Here is a 24,399-nt window from a genome sequence, read left to right as displayed (position 1 = left end):
CGAAATTTCCGCTGTATTGGCTTAATGAATCGTCGCATTGATCCGATTTGAGCGAAACTCAGAAATCGGTGCGTGCAACCCCCTTTCTGGAGACGGAGGAGACATGATCAACCTGCCCGGCGTGCAATTCATGCTCGGTGAAGACATCGAGATGCTGCGCGACGCCGTCGCGACGTTTGCGGCGAAGGAAATCACGCCGCGCGCGGCGGAAGTCGACCGCACCGACCAGTTCCCGATGGATCTGTGGAAGAAGTTCGGCGATCTCGGCGTGCTCGGCATGACCGTCTCCGAGGAATACGGCGGCGCGAACATGGGCTACACGGCCCACATGGTCGCGATGGAGGAAATCTCGCGCGCGTCGGCGTCGATCGGCCTGTCGTACGGCGCGCACTCGAACCTGTGCGTGAACCAGATCCACCGCAACGGCACCGACGCGCAAAAGCAGAAGTACCTGCCGAAGCTCGTGTCGGGCGAACACATCGGCGCGCTCGCGATGAGCGAGCCGAACGCGGGCTCCGACGTCGTCAGCATGAAGCTGCGCGCGGACAAGCGCGGCGACCGCTACGTGCTCAACGGCACGAAGATGTGGATCACCAACGGCCCCGACTGCGACACGCTGGTCGTCTACGCGAAGACGGACATCGATGCCGGCCCGCGCGGCATCACCGCGTTCATCGTCGAGAAGGGGATGAAGGGCTTCTCGGTTGCGCAGAAGCTCGACAAGCTCGGCATGCGCGGGTCGCACACGGGCGAGCTGGTGTTCCAGGACGTCGAGGTGCCGGAAGAGAACATCCTCGGCCAGCTCAACGGCGGCGTGAAGGTGCTGATGAGCGGCCTCGACTACGAACGCGCGGTGCTGTCGGGCGGCCCGACCGGCATCATGGCCGCGTGCCTCGACGCGGTGGTCCCGTACATCCACGACCGCAAGCAGTTCGGCCACGCGATCGGCGAATTCCAGCTGATCCAGGGCAAGGTCGCCGACATGTACACCACGTTCCAGGCATGCCGCGCGTATCTGTACGCGGTCGGCCGCCATCTCGACTCGGCGGGCAGCGATCACATTCGCCAGGTGCGCAAGGACTGCGCGGGCGTGATCCTCTACACGGCCGAGAAGGCGACGTGGATGGCCGGCGAGGCGATCCAGATCCTCGGCGGCAACGGCTACATCAACGAATACCCGGTCGGCCGTCTGTGGCGCGATGCGAAGCTGTACGAGATCGGCGCCGGCACGAGCGAGATCCGCCGGATGCTGATCGGCCGCGAGCTGTTCGCGGAAACGATGTAACGCCCACGTCACACGAACGGAGCCCCGTCGATGCCGATCATCGAATCGAAACTGAATCCGCGTTCGGAAGACTTCCGCGCGAACGCCGCGGCGCTGGAGGCGGTCGTCGCCGACCTGCGCGCGAAGATCGAACAGCTCGCGCAAGGCGGCGGCCAGGCCGCGCGCGACAAGCACCTGTCGCGCGGCAAGCTGCTGCCGCGCGACCGGATCGCGCAACTGCTCGATCCCGGCGCGCCGTTCCTCGAGTTCTCGCAGCTCGCGGCGAACGGCATGTACAACGACGACGCGCCGGGCGCGGGCGTGATCACCGGGATCGGCCGGATCGCGGGCCGCGAGTGCGTGATCGTGTGCAACGACGCGACGGTCAAGGGCGGCACCTACTACCCGATGACCGTGAAGAAGCACGTGCGCGCGCAGGAAATCGCCGCGGAAAACCGGCTGCCGTGCGTCTACCTTGTCGACTCCGGCGGCGCGAACCTGCCGAACCAGGACGACGTGTTTCCCGATCGCGACCACTTCGGCCGCATCTTCTTCAACCAGGCGACGATGTCCGCTGCGGGGATCGCACAGATCGCGGTCGTGATGGGTTCGTGCACCGCCGGTGGCGCATATGTGCCGGCGATGAGCGACGAGTCGATCATCGTGAAGAACCAGGGGACGATTTTCCTCGGCGGCCCGCCGCTCGTGAAGGCCGCGACCGGCGAGGAAGTGAGCGCCGAGGATCTCGGCGGAGGCGACGTGCACACGCGCCTGTCGGGCGTGGCCGATCATCTCGCGCAGAACGATTCGCACGCCTTGTCGATCGCGCGCAACATCGTCAGTCACCTCGCGCCGAAAATCGCGCCGCCGGTGGCGTTGCGCGAACCGAAGCCGCCGCGCTACGACGCGAAGAGCCTGTACGGCGTGATTCCGGTCGACACGCGCAAGCCGTTCGACGTGCGCGAGGTGATCGCGCGCATCGTCGACGATTCCGAGTTCGACGAATTCAAGGCGCGCTTCGGCACGACGCTCGTCACGGGCTTCGCGCACATCTGGGGCCATCCGGTCGGGATCGTCGCGAACAACGGCATCCTGTTCTCGGAGTCGGCCGTGAAGGGCGCGCATTTCATCGAGCTGTGCTGCCAGCGCAAGATTCCGCTCGTGTTCCTGCAGAACATCACGGGCTTCATGGTCGGCCGCAAGTACGAGAACGAAGGCATCGCGCGTCACGGCGCGAAGATGGTCACCGCCGTGTCGAACGCGAAGGTGCCGAAATTCACGGTGATCATCGGCGGCTCGTTCGGCGCCGGCAACTACGGGATGTGCGGCCGCGCGTTCGGTCCGCGTTTCCTGTGGATGTGGCCGAATGCACGGATTTCGGTGATGGGCGGCGAGCAGGCCGCGTCGGTGCTCGCGACGGTGCGCCGCGACGGGATCGAGGCGAAGGGCGGCACGTGGTCGGCCGACGAGGAGGATGCGTTCAAGCAGCCGATCCGCGACCAGTACGAGCGCCAGGGGCATCCGTACTACGCGAGCGCGCGCTTGTGGGACGACGGCGTGATCGATCCCGCGCAGACGCGCGACGTGCTCGGGCTCGGCCTCGCCGCGTCGATGAACGCGCCGATCGAAGACACGCGCTTCGGCGTGTTCCGCATGTAACGGCCGGGAGGATCCACCGATGCGATACGAAACGATCAAGGTAAGCGAAGCCGGCCGCGTCGCGACCGTCACGCTCGCGCGGCCCGACGTGCGCAACGCGTTCAACGAGACGACGATCGCCGAGCTGACCACCACGTTCGAGTGGCTCGACGCGCACGAAGGCGTGCGCGCGGTCGTGCTCGCCGCGGAGGGCGCGGCGTTCTGCGCGGGCGCGGACCTGAACTGGATGAAGAAGATGGCCGGTTACTCGGACGACGAGAACCGCGCCGACGCGCGCAAGCTCGCGCGGATGCTCGAGGCGATCCATCGCTGCGGCAAGCCGGTGATCGCGCGCGTGCACGGCGACGCGTATGCGGGCGGCGTGGGGCTCGTCGCGGCGGCCGACATCGCGATCGCCGCCGACGGCGCGAAGTTCTGCCTGTCCGAAGCGCGGCTCGGGCTGATTCCCGCGACGATCGCGCCGTACGTCGTGCGTGCGATGGGCGAGCGCGCGGCGCGCCGCTACTTCACGACGGCCGAGGTATTCGACAGCGCACGCGCGGCGTCGCTGGGCTTCATTCACGACGCGGTGCCGGCCGATGCGCTCGACGATACGGTCGCGAAGCTCGCCGCGACGCTCGTCGCGAACGGCCCCGATGCGGTGTGCGCGTGCAAGCGGCTCGTTGCCGACGTGGCCGGCCGGCCGCTCGATGCGACGCTGATCGAGCAGACCGCCGACTGGATTGCGCGCACCCGCGCCGGCGCGGAAGCGCGCGAAGGGATTGCGTCCTTCCTCGAGAAACGCACGCCTTCGTGGCGTGAATGACGGCGTGCCCCTAACTTTCCGGACGACATCGAAGCCATGTTCGACAAGATTCTGATCGCCAACCGCGGCGAAATCGCCTGCCGCGTCGCCGCGACGTGCAAACGTCTCGGGATCGCGAGCGTCGCCGTCTATTCCGACGCGGACGCGAACGCGAAGCACGTCGCCGCCTGCGACGAAGCCGTGCACATCGGCGGCTCGGCCGCCGCGGACAGCTACCTGCGCATCGAACGCATCATCGACGCCGCGCGCGCGACCGGCGCACAGGCCATCCATCCCGGCTACGGCTTCCTGTCGGAGAACGAGGATTTCGCGCATGCGTGCGAAGCGGCCGGCATCGTGTTCATCGGCCCACCGGTCGACGCGATCGCGGCGATGGGCTCGAAGGCCGCCGCGAAGGCGCTGATGCACGCGGCCGCGGTGCCGCTCGTGCCCGGCTATCACGGCGATGACCAGAACGCCGGCAACCTGCATCGCGAAGCCGACCGGATCGGCTACCCGGTGCTGCTGAAGGCAAGTGCGGGCGGCGGCGGCAAGGGCATGCGTGTGGTCGAGCGCTCGGAGGACTTCCTGGCGGCGCTGGCATCGTGCCAGCGCGAGGCCGCGAGCAGCTTCGGCAACGATCGCGTGCTGATCGAGAAATACCTGACGCGTCCGCGTCATGTCGAAGTGCAGGTGTTCGGCGACACGCACGGCAACACTGTGTACCTGTTCGATCGCGACTGCTCGGTGCAGCGCCGTCACCAGAAGGTGCTCGAGGAAGCGCCGGCGCCGGGGCTGCATCGGGACGTGCGCCAGGCGATGGGCGAAGCGGCCGTCGCGGCCGCGCGCGCGGTGAATTACGTCGGCGCGGGCACCGTCGAATTCATCATGACGGGCGAAGCGTTCTACTTCATGGAGATGAACACGCGCCTGCAGGTCGAGCATCCGGTCACCGAGATGGTCACGGGGCTCGATCTCGTCGAGTGGCAGCTGCGCGTCGCAGCGGGCGAGCCGCTGCCGCTGAAGCAGGACGAGCTGCGCGTACAGGGGCATGCGATCGAAGCGCGTCTTTACGCGGAGAACCCGGCGCGCGGCTTCCTGCCGTCCACCGGTACGCTGAAGCACCTGCGGCTGCCTGACGGTGTCGAGTTTGCGATCGGCGCGCCGGTGCGTGTCGACAGCGGCGTGCGCGAAGGCGATGCGATCACGCCGTTCTACGATCCGATGATCGCGAAGCTGATCGTGCACGGCGCGGACCGTGCGGAAGCGCTCGGCCGGATGTTGCGCGCGCTGCAGGCTTGCGAGGTCGTGGGCCTGCACACCAATGCCGCGTTCCTGCAGCGGATCGTCGCCTGCCAGCCGTTCGAGATCGCCGATCTCGACACGGGCCTGATCGAGCGCAACCACGACGTGCTGTTCGCACCGCAACAGCCGCCGCGCGCGACGCTCGCGCTGGCGTGCGCGGCGCTCCTCGCGCGCGAGCGCGATGCGGCCGCGCGGGACGGCACGTCGCCGTGGCGCGCATTGCCGGACTGGCGGCTGAACGGCGGCTATCGCCGCACGCTCGAATGGCATGCGCCGGATCGCGAAGCGGACGTGACGGTCACTTACGAGGACGACGGCGGCAGCACGCGCCTCGTCACCGGCGATGCCGCGGCGCAGACGTTCGCGTGGACGCGCGGCGCGACGCCGCTCGACTTCGACGTGACGCTCGGCGGCGTGCGCAGCAGCGGGCGCGTGTATGCGGACGGCGACAGTTTCCACGTGTTCACGCAGGGCGTGGCCGAGACGTTCGAGTGGCGCAACGTGCTCGCGCACGCGGGCGATGCCGAGCATGGCGGCGGCCGCCTGACCGCGCCGATGCCCGGCAAGGTGATCGCGGTGCTCGTCGAGCCCGGTCAGAAGGTCGACGCCGGCACGCCGCTGATCGTGATGGAAGCGATGAAGATGGAGCATACGATCGGCGCGCCAGGCGCGGGTGTCGTCGCGGAAGTGCTGTACGGCGTCGGCGATCAGGTCGCCGATGGCGCGCAGCTGCTGGTGATGGCGGAAGACTGATCGGGGCGAGCCGGGGATGCGCGACTCGGAGCAGTGGGCCGCGCAACCTTCGACAACACTCACAGCCGGGATTTCGCGCATCAATCGTTCAGCGCTCCGTCGTCGTCGGCATTCTGTTCGGTCATGTGCGTTGCCACGTAACGCGCGACCGTTTTCGTATTGCACTTCAAGTGCGTCTTTCACCAGCTCCGGCCTTGCAAGTGGCCGGTCTGGTGTGTATTTCTTCTCCCTTGCCCTCCTGACGTGTGCTGCAGACTACCGCCACAGGGGCTCGCCTTTCGCATCCTGGAATCCACTTGGCGTTAAGAGTTTTTTACAGTTCATGGCGTGAGCTTTCCCATCGCGGCGCGTAACCGTCAGTTAGCCGTCCCCTCGTCAGATTTGTACTAAATCACCGCCGGGAAAACGACTAGACGCCCATACGCGGCAGGTTTTCTGGGCTTGTGGCGTGCGACATCCTTTGTCTCTGCGTAAGACAAGTTTAAGGTCGGCGCTACGTTATCCACCCGTCACCCGGCAGCGACAGCGTTCATTCGCCTTGACGGAGTGCAGAGGTGTTCATACGATTAATGCGAATACGAATCATTTGCAATTGATGTGATGATACGTATTCTTGCAGTTTGATGCTTCATCTCATTTTTTATTAAGGAATACTATGAAAAACGGTTCGAGCAAAGCTTCCTTCGAAGCCACGCGCGTTGGAGATGTCGATGTCATCACGCTGAATCAGGATGCCAGCAAGGCAACCTTGGGCGGGGACGGCAGCGTCGCCGAATACTTCAACAGGCCGATGAATATCCACGACTGGCAGATCATGGATTCGGGTTACTACGGGTGATCAACCGGGCGGACGGCGGGTTTCATTTGAGGGCTGCCGTCCGTTTTCCGATTCAGGGTTTCATCGTAGTCGATGGACGGGCGACCGCATGCCTTATGCATTGAGTCAACACGCTAGATTGGCCTATTACGAGGACGATCTGATCATTCTTACTATTCGAGACAACAGATTTCATTTGATCAAGGACGTTTCCGGCGACGAGATCGATGCGCTATATGAACCGGCGATCGGACGGAAGGCCTCCCGATTGTGCGAGGCACTGCGGATCATGGGAGTGTTGGAGCAGTCTAACCGCGCGGACAAGCCGCCTGCTGTATTGAGGCCGCAGAGCTATGTGGAACAACGCTGGATGATGCCATTGACGCAAGCGATGCCATCCACATGGCTAGGCTATGCCGCATCGCTCGTGGCGCTGTATCGGGCAACGTTCATGATCAGAGCCGGGGGATTCAGGGGCATCGCGTCGATGCGGAAAACTCCCCGACGAATGGCAGCGGCGTCGATGGATCGCGACGGAATCGTTCAGGCTGCCATGAACGATCTGAATCGGGTCTTTGCCTGGGATGTCAGCGGGAACCGGTGCCTCACTTATTCACTCGCCTTGACCCTACTATTGAGGCGGAAGATCTCCGGTGTGAGATTGGTCGTTGGTGTGAGAACACGTCCTTTCTTCAGCCACGCCTGGGTCGAAGTCGACGGGGAAATCGTGAACGACGCTGTCGATCTGCGGAAAAATCTGGCAGTTATCCTGGAGGTCTGATGTTCATTGCTTATCCCGGAAATATCGAGCGGCACTTGAAGGACATCATTGACGAATGGGCGGCAAGCAATCGATTGACTATGCATCATCACGGGGCGTTCGTGGTGCGATGCTCGGATCGGTGGGTGACTTCGGTGGTCGGGGATTCCATCGAGTTCTTCGAGGGGACTGCATACGAGTGGCCGTCGTGTCAGGCCTGGCCGGCGCCGGAGAGGCGTGCTCGCTTACCGACTCTGATCGGCCATTTCACGTCCATTCTGCTGGGGACGAGCGGAATCGATGTGGTGAGAAGTCTGTATCGAAGTACGGATATTTTCTATACCGAGCTTGATCGGATGATGTTCGTTTGTAGCGAATTGGCCGTGCTTGTCGCCTTGCGTGGCGGCTTTGCGAAACAACACATCAATGTAGGTTACTGTCGCGATTTCGTCGAGCATCAGCAGAAATTCGACGGGTCCACTTTATTCGAGAACATACGCGAGGTCATGCTCGGCGAGTGCATCAAGATGTCGACATGGCGCGTCGACGATGCGATGTTCGTCAATCAGCCGATCGTTCAGAACGGTGACGTGGTGGATACGTTGCGCGATACGCTGGCGGCATTTACCAACGCTTTCGACTGCACGACGCTGATGTTTTCCGGCGGCTTGGACTCGAGCACCTTGCTTTGGTCGCTGTTGGCGAACGGAACGAAGCCTCTCGTTTTGCATAGCGAGTCCGGACCCGATGCACGGGAGAGCGAATATCAAGAAGCGGCGGCAGTGGCTTTGGATCTCGGCTGCGAGATCCAACGGTTTGTGCCCGAGCGGGAGGATTACAGTAGAGCATTCGCGATCCCTACAGACGACCAGTCCTCTTCTCCTTGCGACATATCGATTTTTCGATCGTGCTCGGTCGCTTGCCACGGGACATTGATTGACGAGAAAACGCTTCTCATCACGGGGCACGGCGGGGATCACGTGTTCGTTCAGAATCCTGGAAGCAATTCGTGTATGACCGCGTTGCGGGCGGGGAGGATGGCTGAGTATGTGAGGACCGTGCGGAAATTATCGCGGTTGAAAGGGCGGCGGGGAGTCGAGATCGTCCGAGATAATTTTCGTCTCCTGACGGGGCGACACGCACCTTCGAATTCAGCTCCGGTCTGGTTGCCGCGATTGAGGCATCGGTCGGCGGGTCGGTCCGGCCACTATCTGATTCGAGACCTGGATCACCGTACTGCAAAATACAATCATCTCTCGGCAATTCTACAGGCGCTGCAATCGGTACGAGCTGCACGTAACGGGCCGTCCATGCTCGCCCCGTTGCTACTGCAGAGCGTTATCGGGCACATGATAGGCATTCCCGTTCAGGATACGTTCACGGAAACTCATGATCGCGTCACGCTGCGCGAATCCATTTACGCGCAGTCGGGGAAGTCGTTTGCATGGCGACGGACGAAGCGTGCATCGTCAGCGCTCCTGTTTGAACTGCTATCGCAATCCGAGACCAACCTTTGCGATCTGATGAGCCGTTCTCGAGTCGTGCAGCTTTTGGGCATCGACCGCGACGCACTGCTTGCCGATGTGCGCCACAACTGCCGAATTGCGTTGACCGAGAGTTTCAAGAACATCGTCAACCTGTACAAGATCGAAGCGCATCTCCGATCGATCGAACATCGATCTGTAAAACATACTCGACCATGAAAAGGTTGTTCGGAATCTGCTCGGAAATCGGATGTCGTCTACAGCGACGGGAACACTATTTCATCGCCGCAATCGTGTTTTGCACGCTGGCGAGCGCTGCATCGATGGCGCTTTCGCCGGTTTTCCTTGGACGACTGGCCGACAACCTGCTCGCAGGGGAGCCCAGGCTGCCGGTGTACAGCTCCTACTTCGCCGCGGGCTACCTATTCACCATCGCGATGCCGAAGATTCTCGGCACCGTCAATCTTTATCTGCAGAGCATGCTTCGCCTTCGGGCGAATCGCTCACTCCTCGCCGGTTACTTCAGCTACCTTTGCCGGCAATCGGAGAATTTCTTCGTCAACAAGAATTCCGGAGAATTGACCCAGGAAATTACTCAGGCATCGAATGATCTCTATACCATCATTCGGAATCTCTCGGCCTCGCTTATTTCCCCGATCGTTCAGCTCTGCATCGCCATTGCAATCTTGGCGGCCAATCATGATTGGCTGGTGGCCGGAGCAATCGCGATCTACGTCGTGCTCTTTGTGGCGAACAATGTCGTACATGGCAGGAGACTCGTCGAACTTAAATCTGCTGGCATGGATGCGGGCAGAAAGTCTTACGCAACGTTGACGGACTCGATCGCCAACATCCAGGTCGCGCGCCAGTTCAACGGCTATCGATTCCTGCTTTCGCGCTACGAACGCGTGCTCGACGAGGACCGGCATGTGCAGGGCGGCTACTGGAGGGTCAGCCTGCGTATGCAACTCTTCAACGCTTCTCTGTTCGTTGGCCTGATTGGTCTGACCTTCCTGGTGGCGCTGCACGAAGTCGTGACTGGAGCGCGTTCAATCGGGAATTTCGTCTTGGTCGCGACCTACACGTTGACGCTGCTCTCGCCGATCGAAATCCTGGGAAACATGTTCACCGAAATCAACCAGTCGCTGGTCACGCTCGGCCGATTCCTCGACAAACTGTCCGTCACCACGGCCATTTCCAGATCCGATTCGATGCAGGCAGTCAAATTCGACGCACCGGCAATCGAGTTTGAATGGGTTTGCGCGACCTATCCCGGAACCCATCGGCGAGCGTTGACGGATGTTGGTTTTGCTGTTGGTACGGGAAAACGTGTCGCTATCACCGGACCGAGCGGTGCGGGGAAAAGTACGCTGATCAAGGTGATGATGAAACAACTCGTCACGGAAAAGGGAGCGGTCCGGATCTTCGGGGAGGACATCTCGAGCATCGATCCACAAGTTCTGAACGGCCGGATCGGCTGCGTTTCTCAGGATGTTCACCTGTTCAAGGACACGCTACGTTTCAATCTGCAGATTGCGGACCCGTGTGCATCTGATGCGGACATGATCATCGCCCTCGAGTCCGCCGGATTGAAGGACCTGCTGGTTGATCTGCCCGCGGGCCTCGACACGTCGCTGGGCGATCGCGGTGCCACGCTCTCCGGTGGGCAGCGGCAAAGACTTGCGTTGGCGAGATTGTTTCTGCGTACGCCGGATATCGTGCTTGTCGACGAGGGAACGTCTTCGCTGGATCTTGTCACGGAGCAGTATGTACTCGACAAGATATTCGACGCTTTTTCGGAGAAGACGATTGTCATGATTACTCACCGGCCCAGTGCCATGTCGAAGATGGATGAAGTGATCGTCATGTCTGGTGGCCGGATCGACGACCACGCTGAACCCGAAGTGCTCCGAACGCGAAACCCGTTCTATGCCCGGGTGGTTGAATCCAACGTCGACTAAGTTGGAACACATGGCCGGCACGCGGAATAAGGGCGCCGTCGCGAAAATGTTGTACGACGTCGGCAATCTGCCGGTAAACGGAGCGCACCGCGCGGCGCATGACCATCCATGACAGTCTCGCGGCCTGCGCTCCGCTAGACTGGCGGATTGCTCGCGCGGCAGCGTGCCGCGCGCTACACTGCGTCCATTCACTCTCCCATCCCACCGACGATGACGTCTCCTGTCCTGACCGGCCTGCGCATCGGTATCACGATCGGACTGCGCGCTCCCGACGAAAGCCTGTGGATCAACGGCATCAAGCAGAACGCGCTGTTTCTCGCGAAGCTGCTGATGGCGTCGCCGCATGGGTACCGCGTGACGCTGGTCAACACGACCGACGTGCCGCTCACCGATGCACTGCCGTGGGATCGCACCGTGTTCGACACGCGTGCGTTCGCCGACATGAAGGACGCGCTCGACGTGGTGATCGAGCTCGGCGGCCAGATCGACGGCGCGCAGACGGCTTACCTGAAGGCACGCGGCGCGAAGATCGTCAGCTATTGCTGCGGCGTCGAGTACATCAACGCGATGGAATCGATGCTGTTCGGCCGCCGGCTGTGGGATTCGCTGTTCATCAATCGCGGCTACGACGAGGTGTGGGCGATTCCGCAGATCGCGCCGTCGTCGCTGCCGTTCCTGCAGTCGCTGCGCCGCTGCCCGGGGCGCGTCGTGCCGTTCGTGTGGGATCCGATGTTCCTCGGCGAGCGTGCGGCATCGCTCCCCGAGCACGGCGAATACCGGCCGCGCGGCGAGCCGGGCAAGCGGCTCACGGTGATGGAGCCGAACCACAACGTCGTGAAGTTCTGCGTGTACCCGATGCTGATCATCGACGAAGCGTACCGGCGCAACCCCGATGCGATCTGCTTCACGCACGTGACGAACGCCGACCGTCTCGCACACGACAGCCCCGAGTTCGTGATGCTGATGAACTATCTGGACATCGTGCGCGCGGGCAAGGCGAGCTTCGTCGGGCGTTTCGACACGCCGCTGTTCCTGGCCGACCTGACCGACATCGTCGTGTCGCACCAATGGTCGAACCCGCTCAACTACTTCTACTTCGACGTGTGCTGGCAGGGCTATCCGCTCGTGCACAACGCGAGCCTCGCACCCGATCTCGGCTACTACTACCCGGACAACGACGTGCAGAAGGGGGCGGACGCGCTGCTGCACGCGCTGCACACGCACGACGACGACTGGGAAGGGTACACGCGGCGCCAGCGCGAGATCCTCGGCCGCTATACGTCGGCGAACCCGGCGCTCGTCGCCGAATACGACGCGCTGCTCGCCAATCTGATCGGCGCGACCGCTGCGTGAGATTGCGCGAAGCGCCTTTTGGGCGGGTCGTCCCGGATTAATGTCTGAAGAAACGGTGCCGTTAAAAAAGAAACCGCCGAACCGGGGAGATTCGACGGTTTTTGAAGGCACGAATTTGACGGCTCCGAGGGAAGTCCGTCGAAAATTATTTTAGAGGTTAACAAGCCGAAAAGATTGTTAAACATCTTTCAATCGATGTATGTCATATAATTGGCTCGATATTATCGTATCGATCTGACCTGATTATTGTCGGGATATTCTGAATATCGTTTGAAACGGTGAAATTGAATTCTGCAAGGATCGAATGCCGGGCAGGAACCTTTGCTCGGTGCCCGTTGCCGGTGCGCGGCGCGAATGCCGGAGCCGATTGCCAGGGCGATTCCGCGAGCCCGTATTTGTCGCACGAAACCGCAAACGTCCGATTTATGAAACGGGTCTCGCGATAAATCGATACAAGCATGCATGTTTAGGTGAATCGAATAAACGCCTTTCGCGGCAAAATCGCCGACGGTTTTATGTAACCTGTCGCACAGTCGCTGACGTGCATGCGTGGTGTATTTCTTGTGTTTGAATATCGTTGACAATATCGGATTTGACGGCGCGCCGAAATGAAAAGTACGCTCCCGGAAAAGATCGAAACAAGAGGTTGGGCCGGGTAGGCAGTGGAGCGCGTCGTGGTCGGCTCGCTCCACGTATCGAGAGCGCGGGCCGTCGACGGCGGCCCGCCATTGCCGGAGCGCCGGATGAATGCGGTCGAACCTCGCCTCGAGGCGAACCGGGTAGCGAATCGGAACGAGATCGATCTCGTGTTCGGCGCGCCCGACGATCACCCCGACCTTGCGTCGGTACGCAGTTTCGTTGAAAGCCGGCTCGGATTTGCGCGCGAGCCGGTCTGCCGGGCCGATCTGTCGGGCGGCGTGCTGTATCAGGAATGCCTCGCGCGGCTGCGCTGGGGGTCGCAGGATGCGTTGCCGCCCGTCGCGTTCCTGCCGCGGCTCGAGTCGCTCGGGCTGATGCGCTGGTTCGACCGGCTCGTGGTCGCCCGGACGATCGATGCGCTGCGCGCCGACCCGAAGGCCGTGTACGGCTGCAACGTCGCGGCGGCGAGCGCGGTCGTCGACGACGCGTGGCTGCCGATCTTCAGGCGGCTCGAGCGCGAGCCGTCGGTGGCGGCGCGGCTCGTCGTCGAAATTACCGAGACGGGGCCGCTGAACCCGGTCGCGGGCCGGTCGTTCGTGAATCGGTTCCGGCAGGCCGGATGCCGCGTCGCGATCGACGATTTCGGTGTCGGCTTCAGCGCGCTGAACAACCTGGTAATCGGCAACCCCGACATCGTGAAGCTCGACCGGTCGGTGCTGTCGCTGATCAAGCGCAACGCGATCGGGCGCTACCAGTTCCGCCGGCTGATCGCGTTCGCGCACGAAAGCGCGCGGCACGTCGTCGTCGAAGGCGTGGAGAACGAAGTCGACCGGCAGATCATCCTGGATTCCGGCGTCGCGTGGGCGCAGGGCATTCGCTTTTCATGGCGGTCGCCAGCGGCTGCATGAGGCTGCATAGGGCTTGTAGGGCTTGTAGGGCTTGTAGGGCTTATAGGGCTGCATGAGGCCGCCGCGCGCGCTGCGCGCCGGCATCGGGCAAGGACGGACCGTAAAGGGGCGCCGGCATGGCGGTGACGAAGGTGAAGGCCGGGCACGAAACGAACACGCAAGTGAGCGGTGCGCGCGAACTCGTCGCAATCGCCGAATTGGCCGACATCCTGCGGCAGCTCGGTGCCGACCTGGCTCAGGACGTCGATGCGCTCGATGCGCCGCTTGACGTCGCGCCGTTTCTCGACGGCCTGACCCACGTTTCGCAGCTTGTTTACCGGTTGAAACCGCTCGATGCCGACGGCCGCGAGCGCGCGGCGCGGCACTATTTCGCCGGCGCGTTTGCGGGCGCATGCGGTGACGATTCCGCGATCGCGTGCGGCGTAGCGGGCAGCCTCGCGAAGCAAGCGGGCGCGGTCAGCCCCGCGGCGGCCCGCTGTTTCGCGAGGCTTGCGCGCCTCGGCCGGCGGCATGGCCGCGTGTTTGCCGAGCGGCGCGGCCAGCGCGTGCCGGCATAGCGCGTGTCCGCACACCGGCTCGCCGTCGCGACCGGGGCACGCGGATCGCGGCTCGGCGACGCGCGGCAACCGGTCCTCAGTCGTTCCTGAAACCGCCGAGCACGAATGCCAGTGCGCGGCCGACCGCGTCGTCCCATTTCCATGCGTGCGCGCGCCGCCGCGCAACGGGTCGATCAACTGCCGCATCGTGTCGAGCGCGGCGTGGTCGTGCTTTCGGCCGCTTTCGCTCCGGGCCTCCGTCTGCCGCGCGCTGTGGCCGTTGATGACGAACGGCCCGTGCACCGAATCGGTCGCGACGAAATCGCGAATCGCGTGCTTCGTGAGCGAAAGCCGCGCCGACGTTCAGCCGAGCGCACGCCCGTCGAACAGGCGCTGGATCTGCGCGGAATACGCGCTGACGTTGTGGTCGGCGAGCGCGTCGACCTGCTGCAGGCAGCGGCGGGCCGCTGCCGCGTAGTCGTCGAGCCGCGCGTCGTGGGTCTGCGCGGCGGTCGCGATCGCGCGCGCCGCGTCGAAGATCTCGAAGTCCGGGTAGTAGTAGCCGACGTCGCGCAGGAACGGCGAGTTGTGCACCAGCGGGTAGTTGCCGTACAGCGCGTCGTACAGCAGGTAGTTCAGGCCGTTTTCCCAGTGGTGCGATACGACGATGTCGGTGTGATGCGCGGCCCATGCGACGAACGGCGCGCGCACGTCGGCCGTCGCCTTGCCGTCGCGCACCATCTCGAGCCCGAGCGCGAGGTGCTTGAACGCGACGTTTTCCTTCTTGTCGAACGTGTTGGTCATGTACACGTGCTCGACGAGCTCGGGGTGGTCGACGTAGCACGCGTTCGCGGCCAGCATCGGCACGATCGAGCTCTTCACGACGTTCAGGTTCGGTTCGAAGAACGCGATCCGCTTTGCCGGGCCGTGATTGCGGTAGCCGAAGCGCGCTTTCAGTTCGGGATCGGCGTCGACGCTGCGTTCGATGAAATACGGCGACCAGATGTGCGGCAGCTCGATCACCGGCGCGCGATAGACGGCCTGGAAGTATGCCGCGCACGTGTGCATGTGTTGCGGATTGGTCCAGATCTCGTCGAACTGAACGCGATTCGGGTTCGGCCGCCAGTTGTTCTTCTCGAAGTTGATCGTCTCGACGGCGATCACGTAATCATTGCCGAAGCGGTACGACACGCACTTGCCGCCGCGCCGGCGCACCGCGTCCGTGTGCGACGGGTCGATGAACGCGTTCATCTCGATCAGCAGGTCGGTCTGGTGAACGATCGCCGACAGCGGGCGCAGCGCGTCGCCGAACGCGTCCAGCATCAGCGCCTGCGGATACTCGTCGATACCGTCGTCGTGCGCGAGCCAGACCTCGCCGATCAGCGGCGAACGTTTCAGCAGCATGTACAGATACACGCAGTGCTGGTTCGCGCCGTTGTACCAGATCGACTGCGTCGCGTCGCGCTGCACGTTCATCGTAATCGCGACATTGATCTTCATCGGTTGCTCCGGGCGGACGATGCGCGGCTCAAGGCGTGTAGTTCTGCGACTGGCGCGGCACGTAACCGGTCATGTGCCAGTGCCCGTCGTCTTCGAGGCGAAAGCTCAGTTTCTCGTACACGATCGAGCCGCTGGCGAGCGTCGTCGCGTAGTCGAGGTTCGCGTAGAGTCCGTCGGGCATCCCCGCGGTGTTCGTGTAGCGGATCCGCGTGATTTGCGCCCAGCCGCGGTGGCGTACCGTGCCGACCGACTGGCGCGCGCGCTGCATGTCCGCCGCGAACTGGTCCTGCTTGATGCGCGCCTTCACGAATGCGGCGGAATCCGTCCATACGTCGCGATATTGGCCGGCGTCGAGTTGCTTGAAGACCGCATCGGCGTCGCGCAGCAGCGCGTCGGCCGAGTCGCCGCCGGATTGCGCGTGCGCGCCGATCGAGAGCGCGGCGACGGCGCAGCCGATCAGCCATTTCGCGCGGGAGAGGGTCGGGTGTGCGTTCATGTCGAGGTCCGGAGAAGGCGGCGCATCAGGCGTCGCGATAGAGCGACGCGATCGCGTCGGAATACGCGTCGACGTTGCCGGGGTTGTAGATGCTGACCGAGTCGAGCACGTGCTTCGATTGCTCGCGGTACGCGTCGAGGTTCGCGTCGTGCCCGGCAAACGCCTGCAGCAACGCGCGGCCGCCGGCCTGGCAATCGAAGTCCGGGTAGAAATACCCGGCCTTGCCGAGGAACGGCGAGTTGTGGATCAGCGGATAGTCGCCGTACAGCAGCTCGTAGTACAGGTAGTTCTGCGCGTTTTCCCACGTGTGCGACACCACCGCGTCGCCGTACGCAGCCATGAACTCGTACACCGCGTAGCGGCTTTCGAACGTCGTGATGCCGTGGTTCACGATGTCGAGGCTCTTCGCGAAGTGGACGAACGTCGGATGTTCCTTCAGGTGCAGCGTGTTGCACACGCGCACGAATTCGAGGAAGTCGGGCTTCGCGCGATACGCCTCCTCGGCCACCAGCATCGGAATGATGCTCGTCTTCACCATGCAGATGTTCGGCTCGAACATCGTCACGCGCCAGCGCGGCTTGCCCGGCTGATACCCGAAGGACAAACCGGCGCCGAGCGTCGCGCGCGCCTTGTCGAACAGCATCGGATGCCAGATGTGCGGGACGACCGTCACCGGCGCGCGCAGGCCCGTCTGGTAATAGTGCAGGCACGAGCGCTCGAATTCCGGAATCGTCCATACCGCGTCGTACGGCGCGCCCGAGAACAGGAAGCCCGACGGTTTGTCGAACATCGCGCGTTCGATGTCGATCACATAGTCGTTGCCGACCCGCATCGTGACGACCTTGCCGCCGCGCTCGCGGAACGCGCGCAGGTAGTCCGCGCCGAACTGCGCGCTCATTTCGATCAGCACGTCGCAGCGTTGCAGCGCTTCGTCCATCGACAGCAGCGGCACGTTCCATTCGCCGAGCATCATCTGCGGATCGGCGAGCTGTTCGCCGCCGTTCACCATCACGGCTTCCGCGACGAGCGGCGACTGACGCAGCAACAGGATCAGCAGCAGGCAGTTCTGGAAGATGCCGTTTTCCCACAGCGACTGGCCGGCGCCGCGCACGAACAGCGATACGCCGACGACGAGACGCTTGCCGTCGCCGGGCGCTTGACGGGCATTGGAGTCCGACATGCGTATGCTCCGGTTCAGGCGACCAGGCGCGCGACGAACGCGTCCAGGTTCGCGGGGTTGTCGATCGAGACCGACTGCAGCAGCCGGCCGGCTTTCGCGCGATAGTCGTCGAGCCGCTCGTCGTGATGCAGCCACGCATCGTGCAGTGCACGGGCACCCGCGACGGAATCGAAATCCGGATAGTAGTAGCCGGCGTCGCCGAGCAGCGTCGAGTTGTGGATCAGCGGATAGCCGCCGTACAGCACGTCGTAATACAGGTAGTTCTGCGGATTTTCCCAGTGATGCGACACCACGACATCCGCATGGCGCGCCATGAAGCCCGGCAGGTCCATGCGCGGCTCGAACGTCGCCTTGTGCTGGCGCACGAGATCGAGGCTGTTCGCGAAGTGCACGAACGTCGGATGCGCCTTCATGTGCATCGAGTTGACGACGAACAGATGCTGCACGGCGTCCGGATGCGTGCGGTAGAACGCGTCGCACACCAGCATCGGATAGTGACACGACTTCACGACCGAGATGTTCGGCTCCAGCGTCGCGAGATGCCACGGGCGGCGGCCCGGCCGATAGCCGAACGTCGCGCCTTCGCTCGCGAGCGCGGCGATGCGGCGATCGAGGAAGTACGGCGACCACAGATGCGGAATCGTGTAGACCGGCGCGCGCGTGAGCGTGCGCAAGAGCGGCACGTCGATCTTCTGCGATTTCTCGAGCACCCACACTTCGTCGAACTGCGTGCCGTTGAAGACGTGGCCCGACGGCTTGCCGAAGATCGGCGTTTCGGCGAGACCGCTGTAGGTGTGGCCGACGAAGCACGCGACGAGCTTCGTGCCGAGCGCCTTCACGTGGCGCATCCATTCGACCGGCAGCTGCGCGCCCATCTCGATCACGACGTCGAGCGCGTGCGTGACGTCGGCGGGCTTCACGAGCGGCACGTCGAGGCCGTCGAGTTCGAGACCGGCCGGCAGCGCGTTCGCGTCGCCGCCGTTCAGGAAATAGATCGGGCCGACGCGGTCCGAACGTTTCAGCATCATCGCGAGGTACGCGATGTTCTGGTGGATGCCGTTTTCCCAGATCGCCTGGCCGTCGCGCGCAAACAGCGAGATGCCGACGGCCGGCCGTTGCGTGCGGGTGCCGTGCGAGGCGGTTTGATCGATGTCCGTCACCGGTTGGTTTCCTCTGCGGCGTCGTGCGTTCGGCCGTGGCGTCGAGCGCCGGGCCGCGAAACGGCGCGCCGTGGATTGTCTTCGTTGCGTTCGCGTCGGCGCATGCTGGAATACGAATCGAGCGGCGCGGAGCGCGGGGCAGCCGCCGGATTCCGGTGTGTCGTCGGGCGCGGCTGGCACGGCGCGCGACGCGCGCGGAACGCCCGGGCGGCTGTCTGCGGCGATTGTGGCACGGAAGCCGCCGGTTTGTGGAGGGGCATGACGAACTTTGACATACCGGCCGGCGCGGGCTGGCGCGAGGCATGCTGGCGAGGCGTGCGGTGCGGTTCGACGGTTCGTCGGCAGGGCGGGGCGTGCGCTGCCGGGGAGGGCCGTCACGCGCGGGGCGCGACGGCCGCTGCTCAGCGCTGCAGCGAGATTTCGACGCGGCGGTTGCTCGCACGGCCTGCGGCCGTCGCGTTGGACGCGACCGGATCGGCGCTGCCGCGGCCCGTCACCGACATGCTTTGCGCGTTCAGCCCGTGCGCCTTCAGGTAGCCGGCGACGGTTTGCGCGCGGCGCTTCGACAGCGCGAGATTGGACGCAGCGCTGCCGACCGAATCCGTATAGCCGGTGACCGTCACCTGTGTATACGTGCGCTCCTCGCGTTCGCTCAGCAGCTGGTCGAGCGACGCGCGCGCCGCGGGCGTCAGCGTGGCCAGCCCGGTCGCGAACAGCGCGTCGCCCGCGAGGTTCACGTGCTCGACCGCGGCGGGCGCCGGTGCCGCGGCCGCCGGCGCGGTTTCGGCCGGCGCGGCGCCGCACTGGAACACCAGCGTCGCGGGATCCGCGCCGTCGCGCAGCGCGCGGGCCGAGTCGACCGTGCGCACCGGCTGTTCGCCGCAGATCTTGCGCGCGGCCTTCATGCAGGTCTGCGGGCCCGCCAGCAGGCCGTGGCAGTCCACCTGGAACGTGCGCACGCCGTCGCGCGGCTGCAGTTCGGATGCGCTGTAGGTCGGGCCCGATGCGGTCGAGCACGCGGCGAGACCGAGCGCGGAAAGGGCGAGCGCCAGAGCGAGTTTGTTCACGGTTGCGTCCTCAATGCTTGGGTTGACCGAAGCGCGCCGCACGGTGCGCGGCGCGCTCGTCCTGCCGTCGGCGTCGCCGCTCGCCGGCCCGGCGCGCGGGCCGGGCGGCGTGGCGGCGCGACGGGTTACTTCCACTGGTACAGCATGCCGGCGCCGATCACCTTCTGACCGCCGCTGAAGCCGCCGTTGATCGACGCCTTCAGGTTCTCCGTGATGCGCGCCTGCATGTTGACCGCCATTGCCTTCTGGCCGAGGAAGGTCGACGTGCCGACCCCCATCCCGAAGTTGGCGTCGCGGTCGAGCTGCGGGATCGACGCCATCGCGCCGACGGCCGCGATACCCTGCTTCGCCATCTGGTCGGTCTGCTGCAGTTGCGAACCCAGCGAGTTGATCTGCGCCTGCTGGCCCGACAGTGCCGTCGACAGCGTCGTCTGCACCTGCGTCAGCTGGTTCACGTTCACCGCGTCCGTACCTTGCGTACCCGGCGCGACGTTCGTGATCTGGCGCTGCTGCGTGTCGCTGCCCACCGACACCACGTTCGACCGACCGCCGTCGTTCGACGCCGCACCGATCGCCACCGAGTTCGAGCCGGCCGTGACGACCGGCTTGTCGTTGCCGGTGCCGTTCATGTCGGCGGCGATGCCGTTGTTGTTCGCCGTGCGGGTCGTGTTGTTGTTGACCGTCGTCGCCAGCTGGTTCACCTGGTCGCCGAGGTTCGTCACGCCCGTCGACAGCGACGCCACCGTGCTGTTCGTCGTGCTGAGGCCGGTCGACAGCGAGCCGATGCCCGTCGACGTCGACGTGGACAGCGACGTGAGGTTGCTGTTCGTCGAGCTCAGGCCCGTCGACAGCGAGTTGATCGCCGTCGACGTCGACGTGGACAGCGACGTCAGCGAGCTGTTGGTCGAGCTCAGGCCCGTGGACAGCGAACCGATGCCGGTCGACAGCGACGAGATGTTCGACGCGGTCGACGTGGACAGGCTCGTGATCGCCTGGTTCGTCGCGTTGAGCTGGCTGCCGTTGATCGCGTCCGTGCTCGTGGCCGAGATCTGGCCGGCCGAGACGTTCGTGATCTGGCGCGTCGCGCCCGTGGCCGCGTTACCGACGCTGACCACGCCCACCGGCGAGCTGCCCGCGAAGGAATACGTGATGCCGCCGATCGTCGCGCTCGAGGTGCCGACCGCGTTGCCCGTGACCGAGTTCGCGCCGAGCGCGATCGAGTTCGCGACGTTGGCCGTGGCGTTCGAGCCGAGCGCGAGTGCGTCGGTTGCCGTGGCCTTCGCATTCGAGCCGTAGGCCTGCGCGCCGGTCGCGCTGGCCGTCGCCTGATTGCCGAGCGCGATCGTGTTGTCCGCGGTGGCCTGGTTCGCGCTGCCAAGGGCCAGCGCGCTGTTGCCGGTCGCCGTGTTCGCGTTGCCGAGCGCCACTGCGCCGGTGCCGGTCGCCGTGTCGTTCGCCCCCATCGCCACCGCGCCGGTGCCCGTTGCGACGCTCGGATCGCCGATCGCGACCGCGCCGTCGCCGCTCGCGGTGTTGCCGGCGCCGATCGACACCGCCTTGCCGCCCGTGGCCGATGCGCTCTGGCCGATCGCGACTGCGCCGTCCGACGACGCGTTCGCGCTGTCGCCGACCGCCACGCTGCTGGCGCCTGCCGCGGCGGCGTTCACGCCGGCTGCGAGCGAGTTGACGCCGGTCGCGCCGTTGTTCGCGTAGTTGCCCTGCTGCGTGCCGTTGTCGTTGACGCTGTAGTAGTGCGTCTTCGCGGCTTCGATCGCGGTCGACGTCGACGTGGAAAGCGACGTGATCGAGCTGGTGGCCGACGACAGGCCCGTCGACGTGGACGTCGACAGCGACAGGATCGTGCTGGTCGCCGTCGAGAGACCCGTCGAGGTCGACGTCGACAGGGAGCTGATCGAGCTGGTTGCCGACGACAGGCCGGTCGAGGTCGACGTGGACAGCGAGCTGATCGAGCTCGTGGCCGACGAGAGGCCGGTCGACGTCGAGGTCGACAGCGACGCGACCGAGCTGTTGGTCGAGCTCAGGCCCGTGGACAGCGACGTGACGCTGCTCGCGGTCGACGTGGACAACGACGTGAGCGAGCTGTTCGTCGTGCTCAGGCCGGTGGACAGCGAGCCGATCGAGCTGGTGGCCGACGAGAGACCGGTGGAGGTCGACGTCGACAGGGAGCTGATCGAGCTCGTGGCCGAGGAGAGGCCGGTCGATGTGGAGGTCGACAGGGACGCCACGGAGCTGTCGGTCGAGCTGAGGCCGGTCGACAGCGAGCTGATGCCGGTCGAGGTCGACGTAGAGAGGGAGCTGATCGAGCTGGTAGCCGACGACAGGCCCGTCGACGTGGAAGTCGACAGCGAAGCCACCGAGCTGTCGGTCGAGCTGAGACCCGTGGACAACGAATTGATGCCCGTCGAAGTCGACGTGGACAGCGAACTGATCGAACTCGTCGCCGAAGAGAGGCCGGTCGACGTGGAAGTCGACAGCGAAGCTACCGAGCTATCGGTCGAGCTGAGGCCGGTCGACAGCGAGCTGATGCCGGTCGAGGTCGACGTAGAGAGGGAGCTGATCGAGCTGGTGGCCGACGACAGGCCCGTCGACGTGGAGGTGGACAGCGAAGCGACCGAGCTGTCGGTCGAGCTGAGGCCCGTGGACAACGAACTGATCGAGCTGGTAGCCGACGACAGACCCGTCGACGTGGAAGTCGACAGCGATGCCACGGAGCTATCGGTCGAGCTGAGGCCCGTGGAAAGCGAACTGATCGAGCTCGTTGCCGACGACAAGCCCGTCGACGTGGAAGTCGAGAGCGAAGCCACGGAGCTATCGGTCGAGCTGAGACCCGTGGACAACGAATTGATGCTCGTCGAGGTCGACGTGGACAGCGAACTGATCGAACTCGTCGCCGAAGAGAGGCCGGTCGACGTGGAAGTCGACAGCGAAGTCACGGAGCTGTCGGTCGAGCTGAGGCCCGTGGACAGCGAACTGATCGAGCTCGTTGCCGACGACAGGCCGGTCGACGTGGAAGTCGAGAGGGACGCCACCGAGCTATCGGTCGAGCTGAGACCCGTGGACAACGAGTTGATGCTCGTCGAGGTCGACGTGGACAGCGAACTGATCGAACTCGTCGCCGAAGAGAGGCCGGTCGACGTGGAAGTCGACAGCGAAGCCACGGAGCTATCGGTCGAGCTGAGGCCCGTGGAAAGCGAACTGATCGAGCTGGTAGCCGACGACAGGCCCGTCGACGTAGAAGTCGACAGCGAAGCGACAGAGCTGTTCGTCGAACTCAGACCCGTCGAGGTCGACGTCGACAACGAAGAGATGGAGCTGTTTGCCGACGAGAGGCCGGTCGACGTGGAGGTCGACAGAGAGGCAACGGAGCTATTGGTCGAGCTGAGACCGGTCGAAGTCGACGTAGAAAGCGAGCTGATCGAGCTGTTTGCCGACGAGAGGCCGGTCGACGTGGAGGTCGACAGAGAGGCAACGGAGCTATTCGTCGAGCTAAGACCGGTCGACAGCGAGCTGATGCCGGTCGAGGTCGACGTAGAGAGGGAGCTGATCGAGCTGGTAGCCGACGACAGGCCGGTCGACGTGGAGGTCGACAGCGAAGCCACGGAGCTATTCGTCGAGCTAAGACCGGTCGAAGTCGACGTGGACAGCGAGCTGATCGAGCTGTTTGCCGACGACAGGCCGGTCGACGTGGAGGTCGACAGCGAAGCCACGGAGCTATTCGTCGAGCTAAGACCGGTCGAAGTCGACGTGGACAGCGAGCTGATCGAGCTATTCGCCGACGAGAGGCCGGTCGACGTGGAGGTCGACAGCGATGCAACGGAGCTGTTGGTCGAGCTGAGGCCACTCGAAGTCGACGTGGACAGCGAGCTGATCGAGCTATTCGCCGACGACAGGCCGGTCGACGTCGAGGTCGACAGAGAGGCGACCGAACTGTTGGTCGAGCTGAGGCCCGTCGACAACGAAGTGATGCCCGTCGACAGCGACGAGATCGCGCTGCTGGACGACGACACCGTCGTCGACAGCGAATCCACGGCCGAATTGGTCGCGAAGAGCTGCGAACCGTTGATCGCATCCGTGCTGGTCGCCGTGATTTGGCCTGCCGCGACGTTGGTGATCTGGCGCGTGGTGCCCGTGCTCGCGTTCCCGACGCTGACGACGCTGGTCGGGTTGCCGCCCGCGAACGTGCTCGTCACGCCGCCGACGGTACCGGTCGGCGTTGCGTTCGGGGTGCCCGTGACGGAGCCGCTGCCGAGCGCGACGTCGCCGGCGTTGTTGGCGATCGCATTCGGACCGATCGCGACCGAGTCGGTGCCGAGCGCCTGGCTGTCCGTGCCCGTCGAATTCGCGTGGAAGTACTTGATGCCCTGGCTGTTGATGCTGTCGATCGCCGAGCCGACGCTGCTGGCGGTCGACGTCGTGCCGTTCGCGTTGTACGTCGTGTACGACGGAGCCGAAACCGTGCCGGTTGCCGAGTCGTAGCTCGCGCCGCCGCCGAGGGCTGCGGCGGTGCTGTTGCCGAGATTGTCCGTCTTGGTCGTGACCGTGCTGAGGCCGGTGGACAGCGAACCGATCGAGCTGTTGGCCGAAGACAGGCCGGTCGACGTGGAAGTCGAAAGCGACGCGACCGAGCTGTTGGTCGAGCTCAGGCCCGTCGACAGCGAGTTGATGCCCGTCGAGGTGGACGTGGACAGCGACGAGATCGAGCTGTTGGCCGAAGACAGGCCGGTCGACGTAGAAGTCGAAAGCGACGCGACC

17 protein-coding genes are annotated in these 24,399 nt (G+C 64.3%); 11 read left to right on the top strand and 6 right to left on the bottom strand.

What is annotated here, in order from left to right; all coding sequences use genetic code 11:
• The first annotated feature begins 103 nt into the window (after positions 1-103).
• From Q3A80_RS26650 to Q3A80_RS26600, 11 genes are all read left to right on the top strand, one after another.
• Positions 104-1,285 carry an isovaleryl-CoA dehydrogenase gene (locus Q3A80_RS26650; protein ID WP_446331808.1) on the top strand — a complete coding sequence of 394 codons (1,182 nt, stop codon included), beginning with the start codon at positions 104-106 and terminating at the stop codon, positions 1,283-1,285.
• Between the two features lie 30 nt (positions 1,286-1,315).
• Positions 1,316-2,923, top strand: coding sequence for a carboxyl transferase domain-containing protein (locus Q3A80_RS26645; protein ID WP_446331807.1), 1,608 nt, complete (start codon positions 1,316-1,318; stop codon positions 2,921-2,923).
• A gap of 19 nt (positions 2,924-2,942) precedes the next feature.
• Positions 2,943-3,728, top strand: a complete 786-nt coding sequence (locus Q3A80_RS26640) for an enoyl-CoA hydratase/isomerase family protein (RefSeq protein ID WP_446331806.1) — start codon at positions 2,943-2,945, stop codon at positions 3,726-3,728.
• Between the two features lie 36 nt (positions 3,729-3,764).
• Positions 3,765-5,765: an acetyl/propionyl/methylcrotonyl-CoA carboxylase subunit alpha gene (locus tag Q3A80_RS26635; RefSeq protein ID WP_446331805.1), complete on the top strand. Its 2,001-nt coding sequence runs from the start codon at positions 3,765-3,767 to the stop codon at positions 5,763-5,765.
• A gap of 655 nt (positions 5,766-6,420) precedes the next feature.
• On the top strand, positions 6,421-6,603 hold the full coding sequence (locus tag Q3A80_RS26630; RefSeq protein WP_446331804.1) for an acinetodin/klebsidin/J25 family lasso peptide: 183 nt from the start codon (positions 6,421-6,423) through the stop codon (positions 6,601-6,603).
• 88 nt (positions 6,604-6,691) lie between these two features.
• Complete coding sequence (locus Q3A80_RS26625) at positions 6,692-7,363, top strand: lasso peptide biosynthesis B2 protein (RefSeq protein WP_446331803.1); 672 nt, start codon at positions 6,692-6,694, stop codon at positions 7,361-7,363.
• Positions 7,363-9,045 (top strand): asparagine synthase-related protein, encoded by a 1,683-nt coding sequence (locus Q3A80_RS26620; protein WP_446331802.1) that lies wholly within the window; start codon positions 7,363-7,365, stop codon positions 9,043-9,045. Before Q3A80_RS26625 ends, Q3A80_RS26620 begins: the two co-directional genes overlap by 1 nt.
• Complete coding sequence (locus Q3A80_RS26615; RefSeq protein WP_446331801.1) at positions 9,042-10,787, top strand: ATP-binding cassette domain-containing protein; 1,746 nt, start codon at positions 9,042-9,044, stop codon at positions 10,785-10,787. Before Q3A80_RS26620 ends, Q3A80_RS26615 begins: the two co-directional genes overlap by 4 nt.
• A 210-nt stretch (positions 10,788-10,997) precedes the next feature.
• Positions 10,998-12,140: a DUF2827 domain-containing protein gene (locus tag Q3A80_RS26610; protein ID WP_446331800.1), complete on the top strand. Its 1,143-nt coding sequence runs from the start codon at positions 10,998-11,000 to the stop codon at positions 12,138-12,140.
• Between the two features lie 743 nt (positions 12,141-12,883).
• The gene (locus tag Q3A80_RS26605) at positions 12,884-13,687 is read left to right on the top strand and encodes an EAL domain-containing protein (protein WP_446331799.1); all 804 of its coding nucleotides are present in this window, start codon (positions 12,884-12,886) and stop codon (positions 13,685-13,687) included.
• A 116-nt stretch (positions 13,688-13,803) separates the two neighbouring features.
• Positions 13,804-14,244: a hypothetical protein gene (locus tag Q3A80_RS26600; protein WP_446331798.1), complete on the top strand. Its 441-nt coding sequence runs from the start codon at positions 13,804-13,806 to the stop codon at positions 14,242-14,244.
• Between the two features lie 342 nt (positions 14,245-14,586).
• Here Q3A80_RS26600 and Q3A80_RS26595 read toward each other — a convergent pair whose 3' ends face one another.
• The 6 genes from Q3A80_RS26595 to Q3A80_RS26570 all read right to left on the bottom strand — a co-directional run.
• On the bottom strand, positions 14,587-15,723 hold the full coding sequence (locus tag Q3A80_RS26595; protein ID WP_446331797.1) for a DUF2827 family protein: 1,137 nt from the start codon (positions 15,721-15,723) through the stop codon (positions 14,587-14,589).
• Between the two features lie 28 nt (positions 15,724-15,751).
• Positions 15,752-16,219 carry a DUF4019 domain-containing protein gene (locus tag Q3A80_RS26590; RefSeq protein ID WP_446331796.1) on the bottom strand — a complete coding sequence of 156 codons (468 nt, stop codon included), beginning with the start codon at positions 16,217-16,219 and terminating at the stop codon, positions 15,752-15,754.
• Positions 16,220-16,244: 25 nt separating this feature from the next.
• Positions 16,245-17,399 (bottom strand): DUF2827 domain-containing protein, encoded by a 1,155-nt coding sequence (locus Q3A80_RS26585; RefSeq protein WP_446331795.1) that lies wholly within the window; start codon positions 17,397-17,399, stop codon positions 16,245-16,247.
• A gap of 14 nt (positions 17,400-17,413) precedes the next feature.
• Positions 17,414-18,559 carry a DUF2827 domain-containing protein gene (locus Q3A80_RS26580; RefSeq protein ID WP_446331794.1) on the bottom strand — a complete coding sequence of 382 codons (1,146 nt, stop codon included), beginning with the start codon at positions 18,557-18,559 and terminating at the stop codon, positions 17,414-17,416.
• A gap of 401 nt (positions 18,560-18,960) precedes the next feature.
• Positions 18,961-19,626: an OmpA family protein gene (locus tag Q3A80_RS26575; protein ID WP_446331793.1), complete on the bottom strand. Its 666-nt coding sequence runs from the start codon at positions 19,624-19,626 to the stop codon at positions 18,961-18,963.
• A 125-nt stretch (positions 19,627-19,751) separates the two neighbouring features.
• Positions 19,752-24,399: YadA-like family protein (locus Q3A80_RS26570; protein ID WP_446331855.1), on the bottom strand; the 4,648-nt coding region annotated here is incomplete at its 5' end.

This window comes from Burkholderia sp. SR8 (genome assembly GCF_052851275.1).
Note: the sequence above shows the minus strand (reverse complement) of the source record. Positions and strands in the feature narration are given on the sequence as shown.

Excerpts from the sequence above, each read along its gene's own strand:
- Q3A80_RS26635 (WP_446331805.1), top strand. The coding sequence starts at position 3,765 with ATGTTCGACAAGATTCTGATCGCCAACCGCGGCGAAATCGCCTGCCGC.
- Q3A80_RS26650 (WP_446331808.1), top strand. The coding sequence starts at position 104 with ATGATCAACCTGCCCGGCGTGCAATTCATGCTCGGTGAAGACATCGAG.
- Q3A80_RS26605 (WP_446331799.1), top strand. The coding sequence starts at position 12,884 with ATGAATGCGGTCGAACCTCGCCTCGAGGCGAACCGGGTAGCGAATCGG.
- Q3A80_RS26645 (WP_446331807.1), top strand. The coding sequence starts at position 1,316 with ATGCCGATCATCGAATCGAAACTGAATCCGCGTTCGGAAGACTTCCGC.
- Q3A80_RS26640 (WP_446331806.1), top strand. The coding sequence starts at position 2,943 with ATGCGATACGAAACGATCAAGGTAAGCGAAGCCGGCCGCGTCGCGACC.
- Q3A80_RS26595 (WP_446331797.1), bottom strand. The coding sequence starts at position 15,723 with ATGAAGATCAATGTCGCGATTACGATGAACGTGCAGCGCGACGCGACG.
- Q3A80_RS26630 (WP_446331804.1), top strand. The coding sequence starts at position 6,421 with ATGAAAAACGGTTCGAGCAAAGCTTCCTTCGAAGCCACGCGCGTTGGA.
- Q3A80_RS26585 (WP_446331795.1), bottom strand. The coding sequence starts at position 17,399 with ATGTCGGACTCCAATGCCCGTCAAGCGCCCGGCGACGGCAAGCGTCTC.
- Q3A80_RS26610 (WP_446331800.1), top strand. The coding sequence starts at position 10,998 with ATGACGTCTCCTGTCCTGACCGGCCTGCGCATCGGTATCACGATCGGA.
- Q3A80_RS26625 (WP_446331803.1), top strand. The coding sequence starts at position 6,692 with ATGCCTTATGCATTGAGTCAACACGCTAGATTGGCCTATTACGAGGAC.
- Q3A80_RS26615 (WP_446331801.1), top strand. The coding sequence starts at position 9,042 with ATGAAAAGGTTGTTCGGAATCTGCTCGGAAATCGGATGTCGTCTACAG.
- Q3A80_RS26590 (WP_446331796.1), bottom strand. The coding sequence starts at position 16,219 with ATGAACGCACACCCGACCCTCTCCCGCGCGAAATGGCTGATCGGCTGC.
- Q3A80_RS26600 (WP_446331798.1), top strand. The coding sequence starts at position 13,804 with ATGGCGGTGACGAAGGTGAAGGCCGGGCACGAAACGAACACGCAAGTG.
- Q3A80_RS26620 (WP_446331802.1), top strand. The coding sequence starts at position 7,363 with ATGTTCATTGCTTATCCCGGAAATATCGAGCGGCACTTGAAGGACATC.